Origin of the sequence: Haloglomus litoreum (assembly GCF_029338515.1) — an archaeon.
Lineage (GTDB): Archaea > Halobacteriota > Halobacteria > Halobacteriales > Haloarculaceae > Haloglomus > Haloglomus litoreum.
On the sequence record NZ_CP119988.1, the window covers coordinates 3769653 to 3782418 of the forward strand.

9 protein-coding genes are annotated in these 12766 nt (G+C 71.1%); 8 read left to right on the forward strand and 1 reads right to left on the reverse strand.

The features are described from left to right. Nucleotides 1-32 precede the first annotated feature (32 nt). A complete protein-coding gene (locus tag P2T62_RS18905) occupies nucleotides 33-1196 on the reverse strand; it encodes a hypothetical protein (protein WP_276258573.1) in 1164 nt (387 codons plus the stop codon). A gap of 410 nt (nucleotides 1197-1606) precedes the next feature. On the opposite strand from P2T62_RS18905, the gene P2T62_RS18910 reads away from it, so the two are divergent. The 8 genes from P2T62_RS18910 to P2T62_RS18945 all read left to right on the forward strand — a co-directional run bounded on the left by P2T62_RS18910 (nucleotide 1607) and on the right by P2T62_RS18945 (nucleotide 12733). Next, complete coding sequence (locus P2T62_RS18910) at nucleotides 1607-3400, forward strand: helicase C-terminal domain-containing protein (RefSeq protein ID WP_276258574.1); 1794 nt, start codon at nucleotides 1607-1609, stop codon at nucleotides 3398-3400. Between the two features lie 257 nt (nucleotides 3401-3657). Further along, nucleotides 3658-5343 (forward strand): Hvo_1808 family surface protein, encoded by a 1686-nt coding sequence (locus P2T62_RS18915; protein ID WP_276258575.1) that lies wholly within the window; start codon nucleotides 3658-3660, stop codon nucleotides 5341-5343. A gap of 41 nt (nucleotides 5344-5384) precedes the next feature. Continuing rightward, nucleotides 5385-6671: an Hvo_1808 family surface protein gene (locus P2T62_RS18920; RefSeq protein ID WP_276261640.1), complete on the forward strand. Its 1287-nt coding sequence runs from the start codon at nucleotides 5385-5387 to the stop codon at nucleotides 6669-6671. Nucleotides 6672-6839: 168 nt separating this feature from the next. Then, the gene (locus tag P2T62_RS18925; protein WP_276258576.1) at nucleotides 6840-7382 is read left to right on the forward strand and encodes a GNAT family N-acetyltransferase; all 543 of its coding nucleotides are present in this window, start codon (nucleotides 6840-6842) and stop codon (nucleotides 7380-7382) included. A gap of 268 nt (nucleotides 7383-7650) precedes the next feature. Further along, on the forward strand, nucleotides 7651-9180 hold the full coding sequence (locus P2T62_RS18930) for a (R)-citramalate synthase (RefSeq protein WP_276261641.1): 1530 nt from the start codon (nucleotides 7651-7653) through the stop codon (nucleotides 9178-9180). Between the two features lie 363 nt (nucleotides 9181-9543). After that, nucleotides 9544-10077: a DUF5815 family protein gene (locus P2T62_RS18935; RefSeq protein WP_276258577.1), complete on the forward strand. Its 534-nt coding sequence runs from the start codon at nucleotides 9544-9546 to the stop codon at nucleotides 10075-10077. Between the two features lie 250 nt (nucleotides 10078-10327). After that, entirely contained in the window at nucleotides 10328-10555 is a 228-nt protein-coding gene (locus P2T62_RS18940) for a hypothetical protein (RefSeq protein WP_276258578.1), read from the forward strand. A 138-nt stretch (nucleotides 10556-10693) separates the two neighbouring features. Continuing rightward, nucleotides 10694-12733: a PGF-CTERM sorting domain-containing protein gene (locus tag P2T62_RS18945; RefSeq protein ID WP_276258579.1), complete on the forward strand. Its 2040-nt coding sequence runs from the start codon at nucleotides 10694-10696 to the stop codon at nucleotides 12731-12733. Nucleotides 12734-12766 lie beyond the last annotated feature (33 nt).

Genomic DNA, 12766 nt, shown 5'->3' on the forward strand with positions numbered 1-12766 from the left:
GAACGGCGGTCGGAAGGGGGTGAGCGGTATCCCTACAGCAGTCCGCCGTCGTCGCTATCCTCGCTGGGCGTCGACGTCCCGTCGTCGCTGTCGTCGCTGTCGTCGCTACTGGAGTCGTCACCGCTCAGCGTGTCGTCGACGGCGTCGGTGGTGTCGTCGACGGCGTCGGTGGTGCTGTCGGTGGTGTCATCGACGGCGTCGGTCACGTCGTCCGTGGCACCGCCGGTCGCCGAGTCGACAGCGTCGGTGGTGCTGTCCGTGGTGTCGTCCACCGTGTCGGTGGTGCTGTCCGTGGTATCGTCGACGGTGTCACCGACCGCATCGGTGGTGCCGTCGACGTCCCCACTGGCGGCCTCGTCGACGGTGTCGCCGGCCCCCTCGGCGGTCTCGTCCACGGTGTCACCGACACCCTCGGCAGTCTCGTCCACGGCGTCCGTGGCGTCGCCGGCGGTACCGCCGGTCGCCGAGTCGACGGCGTCGGTCACGTCACCGGCGGCATCACCGGTAGCGTCGGTTGCCTGGTCGGTGCCGCTTTCGACTGCGTCGGTCACGTCCTCCGTCGGAGCGCCCGCACCGGCGGACTCGTCCAGGTCCGCGGTCACGTCACCGACCGGACCGCCGACCACGTCCTCGCTGTCGGGCCGCGAGAGCGTCCGGGCCACGTTGCTGTCCGGGTCCGACAGTTCGTACATCGGGCCGCGGAGCGTCTCGGCCACCTGGCTGTCGGGCTGGAGCTGGCCGAGCGGCCCCCGGAGCGTCTGGACGAGCGGACTGGTCTGGTCGTTCAGGAGGTCCATCCAGTTGTCCTCGGCCGGCGCGGCGCCACCACCGGACCCCGCACTGCCCGCGGCTGCCGAGCTGTCGGCCGCGGCGTCCGCCGACCCGCCGTCGGGGTCACCGCCGTCGCGGTCGTTCGGCGCCAGGATGCCCTCCGGCTCCGGCGTTCCGACGCTCGACTGTGCGCCCTGACTGGCCTCGCCGCCCCCGCCACCACCGGAGGCGGCCGCACTGTCGGCTGGACCGGCCCCGCCACCGGCGCTGCCGCCGGCACCACCGTCCGGACCAGCGGACCCGCCGCCCGCACCCGGGATGGCCTCCGCACCGACCGCGAAGAAGGGGTTGAAGATGATGCCCACCGTCAGGAACGCGACCAGTCCCAGCGTCGGGAGCACCTTCTTCGTGACCGGCTCGGTCATCGCTTGCTCCCCCCGTTGCTGCGTGTTGCTGTGTGGATTCCCACCATGACCGGACGCAAGTTATACAGGGGGTTATATGTTCCGGCCCAGAATCCAAGTATTTAATGTGCCGCTGAAAGCCGTTCATCCCCGACACTTCTTATCTGATATCGGCCGAGAACCGGGGCACGAGGTTACCCGAGGAATCCAGGTATCACATCTCACCCGGCAATGGACGGCCCCGTCCTTGCTGGACCGTCCAGCGCATCCCCGGATTGTCCCCGTTCGGGGCCGCGAGCACGCTCGCGCGCGCCGGGTGGAACGGCCTCGACACGACTCCCGATTCCACGACCCGGCTCGCTGGTCGTCGCGAGCCGTGCATCGGTCACCGAGTCCGGTGCGGTTATGGCCGCCGGCGCGCAGGTGGGAACGTGGACCCCGCCCGCATCGAATCGGAGTTCCCGGCCCCCTCCTACCGAGGGGCCCAGGAGACCGCCCTCCAGCGGATCCGGGCGGCCTTCGAGGACGGGAACGACGTGGTGCTGGTGCGCGCGCCGACGGGGAGCGGCAAGTCCCTCCTCGCGCGGGCCATCGCCGGTTGCGCCCGGCGGCCGGGCGAGGCCGAACCCCACCAGCCCGTCGGGGCGTACTACACGACGCCGCAGGTCTCGCAACTGGACGACGTGGCCGGCGACGCCCTGCTGGAGGACCTGAGCATCATCCGCGGGAAGTCGAACTACAAATGCATCCTCCCCGGGGAGTCCGACACGCCCGTCGACGAGGCGCCGTGTGCCCGCGAGCGCGGCTACAACTGTCCCGTCGAGCACCGCTGCCCGTACTTCTCGGACCGGGCCATCGCCTCGAACCGCTCCATCGCCGCGATGACGCTGGCGTACTTCATGCAGACCGCGGGAAGCGACGTGTTCGGCCAGCGTGACGTGGTGGTCATCGACGAGGCCCACGGCCTCGCGGAGTGGGCGGAGATGTACGCCACCATCGAGTTGACGCCGGGGTGGGTGCCGTCGGCGGTGTGGGAGGCGACGACACCGCCGAACATCGAGAACCTCCGCGACGCGGCCGACTACGCCGAGCGCCTGGAGGCGGCGTGCGACCGCCGGCTGACCGAGCTCCGGTCGAAGGCCGAACTCGACCGCGAGGAGGTCGCCGAGCGCGACCGCCTCACCGACCTCATCCGCGAACTGGGCTGGTTCGTCGAGGACCTCCGCGACACCGACTCGACGACGACGTGGGTCGTCGACCAGCCCGACGGCGCCGGCACCGCGGCCACCATCAAGCCGATGGACCCCGCGCGGTACCTCCACCACACCGTCTGGGACCGCGGGACGAGGTTCGCGCTGCTGTCGGCGACCATCCTCGACAAGGACGCGTTCTGTCGGGGGTCCGGGCTGGACCCCGCGAACGTCGCCCTGGTGGACGTGCCCCACACCTTCCCGGTCGAGAACCGGCCGCTGTACGACACGACCCAGGGGAAGATGACCTACGAGCACCGCGACGAGACCATCCCGAAGATCGCCCGGCTCGTCGTTCGACTGATGCAGCACCACCCCGACGAGAAGGGCCTCGTCCACGCGCACTCCTACGCCATCGCCGAGCGCCTGCGCGAGCACCTCGAGGGCTTCGGCGTCGGCGCCCGCGTCCGCGGGCACGACTCGGACAATCGGGACGCCGCCCTCTCGGGCTGGAAGCGCTCCTCGGGTGCCGACGTGTTCGTCTCGGTCAAGATGGAGGAGGCGCTCGACCTGAACGGCGATCTCTGCCGGTGGCAGGTCCTCTGCAAGGCGCCGTACCCGAACACGCGGGACTCGCGGGTCGCCCGTCGCCTGGAGGACGGCCAGTGGGGCTGGTACTACCGCACCGCCCTCCGGACCGTCATCCAGGCGTGCGGGCGCGTCGTGCGCGCACCGGACGACTACGGGGCCACCTACCTCGCCGACACCTCGCTGCTGGACCTGTTCGAGCGGGCGCGCCACGACATGCCCGACTGGTTCGCCGAACAGGTCGACCTGATGTCGACACCCGACCTGCCGGCGTTCGAGCCGCGGGCGGCCGTCGGCGACGGGAGCGGCGGCTCGCGTGGCGGAACCGGCGGCAGTTCACGGAGCCGCCGGACGGGGAGCGGCGGGTCCGGCGGGCGGTCCGGCCGCTCGAGTGCCGGCTCGCGTGACCCCTCTGACCACCCGCTCTCGGACGTGTGGGGAGAGTGAGGCCGACTCAGAGGAGGGAGACGCCGTAGAGGACGGACGACCCCACCATGAACAGCACCATGAGGAGTGCGAAGATCTGCTGTCGGTCCATACCTCCCCCTACGCGTCCTGCGGTATAAGTCGTCGGGCACGCTCTCGGGCCCCGTGTCGGACGACACGTCCGATGCCGGACGCGCCGTCGGGGTCGCTGGCAGCGGTCGTGTGGCGGGACGGCGACCCCGCGGAGCTTTTGCGTCCCCCGCCCGTTCGGTCGACCAATGCGAACGCTGCCCGCCCTGCTGGTCGTCGCCCTGGTCGTCCTCGCGGGTTGCTCGACCGGGTTCACCGGGAGCCCACTCGGCGACGACGCGGCGCCCGAGCCGACCGCGGAGCCGACACCGACGCCCACCGACGCTGGGGACGCCGGGCCGGACGACTCGACCGCCGGGCCGGACGACTCGACTGACGAGCCGACGGCGACGCCCGGTGCCGCCGCCTTCGACTTCGCCGACCCCGCGACGGACCGGCTCGGCTGGGAGGACGGCTACTGGTACAACGAGTCCGTCGCGTACAACGCCACGGACGGGCTGAACGCGACCGAGCGGCAGGCCCTCGTCGCGCGGTCGATGGCCCGGGTCGAACACCTCCGCCAGCTGGAGTTCCGCGAGACGGTCCCCGTCCGGATCATCAACCGCTCGACCTACCGCGAGCAGTACGCGGGCGGCGGGGCCAACTACACTGCCGAGTTCCGCACCTTCGACAACGCGAAGTTCGAGGCGATGTTCCTCATCGGCGAGGACCGGGACTCGCTGAACGTCCAGAACTCGAACCGGGGCTCGAACGTGCTGGGCTTCTACTCGCCGCGCAACGACTCCATCGTCGTCGTCTCGGAGTCGACGCCGCCGAAGCTCCGCGACGAACTCACGCTGGGGCACGAACTCACCCACGCGCTCCAGGACCAGGTGTACAACCTGACCAACTACACCCGGCCCACGCGGGAGGTGTACAACGCCTACAACGGCCTGTTCGAGGGCGATTCCCACTACACCGAGCAGCTCTACCGCCAGCGCTGTAACGGGGAGTGGAGTTGCCTCTCGCTGCCGAGCGAGGGAGCCGGCGGGGGCGGCGGTGGCGACATCCACTTCGGAGTCTACTTCCTCAACTTCTTCCCGTACAGCGACGGCCCGCCGTTCGTCAGGTACCACCGCGACGCGGGCGGGTGGGACCGGGTGAACGCGATGTACGACGATCCGCCCGCATCCTCCGAGCAGGTCATCTACCCCGCGAAGTACGGCGAGGACCAGCCGACGAACGTCTCGCTGCAGGACCGGAACGGCGGCGTCTGGGAGCGCGTGCGGCCGGCGCCGCCTCGCGAGGGCCAGCGCCGCCCGGCCTACGCGAGCCTCGGGCAGTCGGCCATGAGCGCGATGTTCGCGTACACCCTCACCGACCCGTACAACCGGTCGGTCGTCGACGGGACCCGCGAGTTCATCAACCGTGAGGGTGGTCGGGTCGACCGGCAGGACCCGTTCAACTACGACCTCCGCTGGACGAGCGGCTGGGACGGCGACCGGATGCACGTCTACCGGAACGCCACCGCCGCGGCCGAGACGAACGGCAGCACCAACGCGACGGCGTACGTCTGGAAGTCCGTCTGGGACTCCCCCGAGGAGGCCCGCGAGTTCGCCCGGGGCTACCGCCTGCTGCTCGAACACTGGAAGGGCCAGCGGGTCTCCGGCGACCGCGTCGAGTACGTCTACGAGGTCGACCGGCTCCCCTTCGAGGACGCGTTCCGGGTGCGCGTCGACGGTGACACGGTCGTCATCACGAACGCGCCGACCGTCGACGCGCTGGACGCGGTTCGACCCGACCGCCCGGCCACGGGTGGCGTGACCGCCGATGGCTCCGAGGGGACCACCAGCGGCGGCTCGGGCGAGACTGCGGCGACGATGGGGGCAGCGTGACGACGGCGCGCGACCGCCTGCTCGCCGTCGGGCTGGCGGCCATGCTCGTCCTCGCGGGCTGCAGCGTCGGCGCGCCGCTGGAGGGTGGCGAGCGCGAGGACCCCGCCGAGGACCGCCTCGGCTGGGAGGACGGCTACTGGTACAACGACTCCGTGGACGTGACGTTCGACGACGGGTTGAACGAGAGCGAGCGCCGGCGCGTCGTCGCGCGGACGATGGCCCGGGTCGAGCAGCTCCGCGGGCTGGAGTTCGAGTCGCGGGTCCCGGTCGAGGTCATCTCCCGGCAGGAGTACCGTCAGCAGCGCAGCGACGGCGCGAGCGACCCGGGCAGCGAGTTCAACCGCTGGAACGACCAGGTCTGGGAGGCCATCTTCATCGTCGGCGAGGACGAGAACGTCTCCGAGACGCTGGATTCGGTGTTCTCCTCGTCGGTACAGGGCTACTACTCCCCCTCGAAGGACGAGATCGTCCTCGTGAGCAACAGCGAGACGCCGACCATCGACCGGACGACGCTGTCACACGAACTGGTCCACGCGCTCCAGGACCAGCACTTCGGCCTCGGGACGAACCCGGAGACCCAGGACGCCCAGCTCGCCGAGGATGGGCTCGTCGAGGGCGACGCCAACTTCGTCGAGGAGGCCTACGAGCGCCGGTGCCGGTCGGAGTGGTCCTGCCTGGAGCGGCCCGAGCGCGGCGGTGGCGGCGGCGGCCCGTTCAACCGTGGCCTGTTCACCACCATCTTCGCGCCGTACGCGGCCGGCCCGGGCTTCGTCGGCGACCTGAAGGAGCGCGGCGGCTGGGAGGCCGTCAACGAGGCCTACGACCGGTACCCCGCCTCGACCGAGCAGGTCATCCACCCCGACCGGTACCCGGACGACAGGCCGGTTCGCATCACGCTGAACGACCGCTCCGCCGCGGGCTGGGAGCGGTTCGACGTCGACCCCGCGTACGACACCGTCGGCGAGGCCTCGATCTACGCGATGTTCTGGGCCAACGACCAGCTCGGCGACCACCCGCAGTACGACTACGACCATCCGTTCTCGACGGGCTGGGACGGCGACCGCGTCGTCCCCTACGAGAACGACGGCGAGTACGGCTACGTCTGGCGCAGCGAGTGGGACTCCCCGGGCGAGGCCCGCGAGTTCGTGGCGGCGTACCGGGACCTGCTCCGCTCGCGCGACGCCAAGGCGCGCGACGGTGGCGTGTTCGTGATTCCGGAATCGGACCCCTACGCCGACGCCTTCCGCGTCTCGCGCTCCGGGGCGACGGTGACCATCGTCAACGCGCCGACGGCCAGGGAACTGGACGACGTGCACGAGCCACGGTAGGATTATCTGCTGTTTTCATCCCAGACCGACCAATCTATTCACCTGCCCCCACGATTATCCAGATATCTCCTGGTTTCGATACCTCTCTCACTCGGCCGTGTGAGCCGCTCCGGGTGTGTCGGTCCGCCGGACGCAACCGCTTAGTGACGCCCCGCGGACCTCCGCCACATGAGCGATGTCGCAATCCGGGCGGCGACGCCCGGCGAGGCCGAGGCGGTGCGCGAACTCGCGCGGACGGCGTGGCACGAGGCGTACGACGACATCATGGGGCCCGCGGAGGTCGACCAGCGACTCGACAACTGGTGGCGGGCCGAGGAACTGCGCGACGCCATCACGAACCCGGACCACGTCTTCCTCGTCGCCGTCGATGCCGGCGCCGTGGCGGGCGACGCCGAGCGCGGGGAGGCCGAGACCGGCGCGGGTGCCGACCCGGTCGGCGTGGTCCACGCCGGCCCCTCGCCGTCGGGCGCGTACGTCGTCCCGCGGCTGTACGTCCACCCCGAGCGGTGGGGCGAGGGCATCGGGACGGAGCTGCTCGACCACGTCGTCGCGCGGGCCCGCGAGGAGACCGACAGGCTCCAGGTCGTCCTGCTGTCGGGCAACGAGGTCGGTGTCGGCTTCTACGAGTCCCGCGGGTTCGAGCCGGTGAGCGAGTCCGGCCTCGTGGACGCCGGCGAGCGGGAGGTCGTCTACGAGCGGGCGCTGGACTGACACGAGCGGGCGCTGGACGGACACGAGCGGGCGCTGGACGGACGGCCGGGAGCGGCCGTCACGGGCGGCGTGCACGCCACCTGACGCCCGTCGGCGTCACATCTGGCCCGGACCGGCACCCTCTTACCCCTCGGCGTCAACGTGTCACTCGCAACCATGTCGGATTCCGACAACCCGGAGGATAGAGGAAGTCGCCGCGAGGCGGCTGGGTGTGAAATTCGTGGGCTCTTCTGACCCCACACCCAACACTGACGCATCGAACTCGTTCCTGTTCGGCGACCACCCAGCGACGCGGCCGCTGAGCGAGGCGACCGGCGTGGAGTTCCTCGACACGACGCTGCGCGACGGGGAGCAGGCGCCGGGCGTCTCGCTGACGCCCGAGGAGAAGGCCGACATCGCCCAGCGGCTCGACGACGCGGACGTCTCGGTCATCGAGGCCGGCTCCGCGTGTACGGGCCCCGGCGAGCGCGAGACCATCCAGCGCGTCACGTCGCTGGACCTGGACGCGACGGTCACGTCGTTCTGTCGGGGCGTCAAGAACGACGTGGACCTGGCGCTCGACTGCGGCGTCGACGGCGTGGACATCGTCGTCCCCGCCAGCGACCGCCACGTCGAGACGAAGGTCGGGACGACCCACGAGGAGGTCATCGCCGACACCGTCGAACTCGTCGAGTACGCCGCCGACCACGGCCTGTGGGTCGAGGTGCTGGGCGAGGACGGCTCGCGCGCCGACCTGGAGTTCCTGGTCGAGTTGATGAGCGCCGCGATGGACGCCGGCGCCGACCGCATCTGCGTGCCCGACACGGTGGGCCACGCCACGCCCGACCGGATGCTCGAGATCTACGCCGCGCTCGCGGACGTGGGCCCGACCAGCACCCACACGCACGACGACCTCGGGCTGGCCGTGACGAACGCGCTCGTCGGCGTCGCCGCCGGCGCGGACCTGGTCCACGGCACCGTCAACGGCATCGGCGAGCGCGCCGGCAACGTCGCCATCGAGGAGGTCGCCATCGCGCTGGACCACGGCTACGGCGTCCAGACGCTCAAGACCGACGAACTGTACGGGCTCGCCGAACTCGTCGCCAACGCGACCGGGGTGCCCATCGCGCCCAACAAGGCCGTTGTCGGGGAGAACGCCTTCACCCACGAGTCCGGCATCCACACGGACGGCACGCTGAAGGACGACGCCATGTACGAGCCGTACCCGCCGGAGAAGGTGGGCCGCGAGCGCCGCCTCGTCCTCGGGAAGCACGCCGGCCGCGCCGGCGTCGAGGCCGCGCTCAGAGAGCACGACGTGGACGTCGACGACGACGAGCTCTCGGAGGTCGTCAGCCGCGTCAAGCAGCTCGGCGACCGCGGCAAGCGCGTCACGGACGCCGATCTGCTCGCCATTGCCGAGGAGGTCCGGGGCCAGGAGCGCGACCGCCGGGTCGAACTGCTCGACCTCACCGCCGCGTCGGGCTCGGGGACGCCCACGGCGAGCGTGCGCCTCCGCGTGCAGGGCGAGGAGCGAACGGCCGCCGGCACGGGCTCCGGCCCGGTCGACGCCGCACTGACTGCGGTCCGCAACGCACTCGGCACCGCCGCGGACGCCCAGCTCGACGAGTACCACGTCGACGCCATCACTGGCGGCACCGATGCCGTCGTCACCGTCGAGGTGACGATGAGTCGGGGCGACCGCACGGTCAACGTCGCCGCCAGCGATTCGGACATCACCACCGCGTCCGTGCGCGCGATGGTCGACGCGCTCGACCGCCTGCTCGCCTACGACGAGGACCCCGTCATCGCTGATGACTGAGTAGGGCGTTCCCTTCTCTTGCGAACCCACCGTTCTTTCGACTGCATAGCGCCTGCTCTGGACCTCGACTCGGGTGGGACTGAAAGGGGCCGCCGTCTCGACGAACCCGGACGACGCAAGCACTGGACCGGAGCGAGCGTAGCGAGCGGAGGGAAGCGCGCAGCGAGGCCCGGGAGTCGAGACGGCGGGGGCTTTCTATCAGCTGTTACGTCTAGCAGCAGTCAACAGAGACCGCTTGAAAGCGCCCGGCCCCTTTCAGTCCCACCCGGGAAGAAGGTGTCACCACCCGACCCGTACCCGAAATCACGGTATGTACGAACCCAGACCGACCCCTTTACCCGGCCACACGTCCAAGCGCGGGCGATGACAGAGCCGCGCGTGCCTGGCGGGCGCGGGACGGAACTCGACCTCCCGTGTGGCGAGACGGTCACCCCCCACGAGCTGGACCTGGGGCTGCGCGAGTACGCCTGCGACTGCGGCGAGCGCCACGCGGTCGTGATGGACGTCCACCCGCTGTCGCGATGGGTGCCCGAGGAACTGGTTCGGACGCTGGAGGCGGCCATCGAGACGGCCGACGAGTTCGGCCAGTTCGGCACGCCCCACGTCATGGGGATGGTGCTGGAGGAGTTCCCCGAGAGCGTGGTGAGTGCGGACGTGAGCGACGACGGGTCGGTCGGCTACGCGATGGTGTGGGTGGCGGACTTCGACGCCCGCCGACTCCACGAGGTCGTGGTGGAGTTACTCGTCGAACTGATGGAGCACGCGCTGAGTCACGCCGAGGACGAGACCGCCGCGAAGCAGTTCGAACAGGAGATGCTCCAGTTCGACGTGGCCGAGTTCGTGGAGGCGTATCGGGCGGAACGCGATTTCGAGGACGAGTTCGACACACCGGCGTAACGGACGGCGGGACCCGACCGACCGTCGGGTTCCACACGGGGGGTGGCAGTATCCAGCCGGACCACAACCGTTAGTACGTACCCCTCTGGACCGGTTGGTAGCGCGATAGACCCCGGTGAGCGGCCGGCTGACGGAACGTCGGACGGACCACTCCGGCCCTCGCCACCGAGCCCTCTTGCGGTTCTCGTCAGCCGCGCGTCTGACGTTTGTCTGACGGGGTTCTATGATAGTAGGGGTGTTGTGTATGCACATGCGCTTACGCCGGGGTGAGTTCGAGCGCATCCGGTCGGTCATCGCGGAGGCCGACGCGGAGCAGCCGCTGACCGCGCGCGAGATCCTCGACCTGCTGGAGGAACACGGCGAGGAGTTCGACAGTGCCCACCGCGTCGCGACGGTCCTCGGCCGCCGGGCCGAGGCCGGCGAGGTGGAGGTCATCCGGGACCACCCCTACCGCTACCGACTCGACGAGCCGCAGTAGGTCGGGAGGGACGACCCGCCGCGGGCCCGTCCCGGCATAGTTGTTGTTGCTGGTATCGACACCCGGGAGCCGCGGCGTCTCCGTCGCCCGAGCCCCAGGCGTAAAGACACTTATCGGGCGCGGCACTCCCCTCGACCAATGCCCTCCAGCACCAGCGCCGGAGTACCCGGCCAGCGGCCGCGTCACCGTCTCACGGCGCCCACCGTGGCGCTCCTGGCCGTCCTCGCGGTGGTCGCGCCGCTCGCCGCGCCCGCCGTCGCCGACACCGGGGGAACGGCTCCCACCACCCGGGACGCCGCGTCCCCCCACGAGAACGTCACCGGCGGGAACCTGACGCGGCTCGTCGGCCCGGGCGCCTCGTACGGCGCGCTCGACGAGTTCGGTGACGTGGCCACGGCCCACCGGAGCGGCGCCCTCGAGATGGCCGACGAGGTGGAACTGGGGGACACGCTGGTGCTTGCGTTCCGGTCGGAGCGACTCGGCGCTGAGTACGCCGACACCGTCGGACCGAACGCGTCCGTGCGCTTCTTCGGGGCGTTGGAGCAGACGAACGCGAGCCTGAACGTCACGAGCGTCTCCGGGACCGACTGCGGGCCGCTCCGGGTCGACCTGCGGGCGAGCCGGCACCGGGTGCTCGCCAACGACACGCGCGGCGCGTTCCGGGTCCTGCTGGATACGGAGGGGCTGGTGGCCGAGGGCGGCTGTGATGGGCGCCTCGAGGTTCCGGGCAGGTACGAGGTGACGCTGGAGCTGCCGGCGGAGAACGAGACCCGCCAGCAGACCGCGCAGTTCAGCCTGCTCGGGGGACTGGACGATGCCGAGCCGGAGCCGGAGCCCGACGAGCGGATTCCGGTGTACCGTGCCGCGCCGTCGCTCGCCGACGACCTCCGGACTGCCGGGGAACTCCGGCGGGGAATCCGGGGCGACCGACTGGAGCGGTCCGAGATGGTCGTTCCCGACGAGGTCGCGGTGGTCCGGCTCCGCTCGGCGCGGCTCGACCGGGCGTACGCGAACGCGAGCGGTGCGAACGCGACACAGCGGCTCCTGCGGGCGGCGAACGCGACCGGTGGGAGCTTCGCCATCGTCACCGAGCGCGTCCGCCTCACGTCCGAGACGGCGGTCAGGTCCGGCGCCCGTCCCGGCGTGGTCCTGCTGGGGCCCGGCGTGCGGACCGTCGCCGACCGGGGGAACGATACGTTCTTCGTCGTGCTCGACACCGGCCGGGCGCGGCTCCGCACCGGGAACGGGACCGTGCCGCTCGCGGCCGACCCTGAGACGACCCTCCGGCCGTCGCTGACCGTTCCCGGCGGCGAACCGGAGCGGTACGTGGGACGGCTCATCGTCAGGCCGCTGGCCGGCAGCATCGCGGTCGCGCGGAACGCGTCGGTCGATGGGGCCCGGCAGGTGGCGGTCATCGGGACCGACGGCGTGTTCGTCGCCCGCGTAGGGTCGAACCTCGCGGTTGGTTCGGCCCTGACGCTCCGGGTCCGGGCGGACGGCGAGACGCTGGCGCGGCGCACGGTCAGGGTCGACCGTGAGCGGGCCGACCGGCCGGAGGGGGACCCCGACGCCACGTTCGACCTCGGGACACAGCCGGCCGGCCGGAGGCTGAACCTGACGCTCGCGCAGAACGGGACCACGTTCCACAGTATGACCGTGCTGGTCGGCCAGCGGCCGACGCTGCGCGACGCGACCGCCCGGCGGGTCCGGGGGGGGCCGGAGGGCTCGACGGTCCGGTTCGGGGTCACGGCTCGCTTCCCGGCACCGGGCTACGTCGTCGTCCAGAACCGGAGCGGTCGGTACGTCGGGTTCCCCGTGCGAGCCGGGGAGCCGGTCCGGGTGAACGGGACGGTCCGGATCCGGGAGCGCGACGACGGCGGCTCGCGCCCGGTCCAACTCATCGCGGTCTACGACAGCAACGGGAACGGTCGGTTCGACGGCCCCCGGACGTCGGACGAGATCGATCTCCCGTTCCAGTCGGACGAGGGGGGAATCCTCGTCCAGACGGTCCGGCTCCCGCCGCCGTCGCCGACGCCGACGGTCACCGCGCCGCCGCCGGGAACGACCATCGCGGTCGACGAGGGCCAGCCGGGGTTCGGGCCGCTCGTAGCCCTCCTCGGGATGCTGGGAGTGGTCTGCCTGCTCGGAGCGCGCCGCGGCCGCGGCGGGTCGTCGTAAGGTTTGCGAATTTCGAAACGACGTTCCGAGATT

Coding starts and splice junctions, on each gene's coding strand:
- P2T62_RS18905 (WP_276258573.1), bottom strand. CDS start 1,196: ATGACCGAGCCGGTCACGAAGAAGGTGCTCCCGACGCTGGGACTGGTC.
- P2T62_RS18915 (WP_276258575.1), top strand. CDS start 3,658: ATGCGAACGCTGCCCGCCCTGCTGGTCGTCGCCCTGGTCGTCCTCGCG.
- P2T62_RS18920 (WP_276261640.1), top strand. CDS start 5,385: ATGCTCGTCCTCGCGGGCTGCAGCGTCGGCGCGCCGCTGGAGGGTGGC.
- P2T62_RS18925 (WP_276258576.1), top strand. CDS start 6,840: ATGAGCGATGTCGCAATCCGGGCGGCGACGCCCGGCGAGGCCGAGGCG.
- P2T62_RS18935 (WP_276258577.1), top strand. CDS start 9,544: ATGACAGAGCCGCGCGTGCCTGGCGGGCGCGGGACGGAACTCGACCTC.
- P2T62_RS18940 (WP_276258578.1), top strand. CDS start 10,328: ATGCGCTTACGCCGGGGTGAGTTCGAGCGCATCCGGTCGGTCATCGCG.
- P2T62_RS18945 (WP_276258579.1), top strand. CDS start 10,694: ATGCCCTCCAGCACCAGCGCCGGAGTACCCGGCCAGCGGCCGCGTCAC.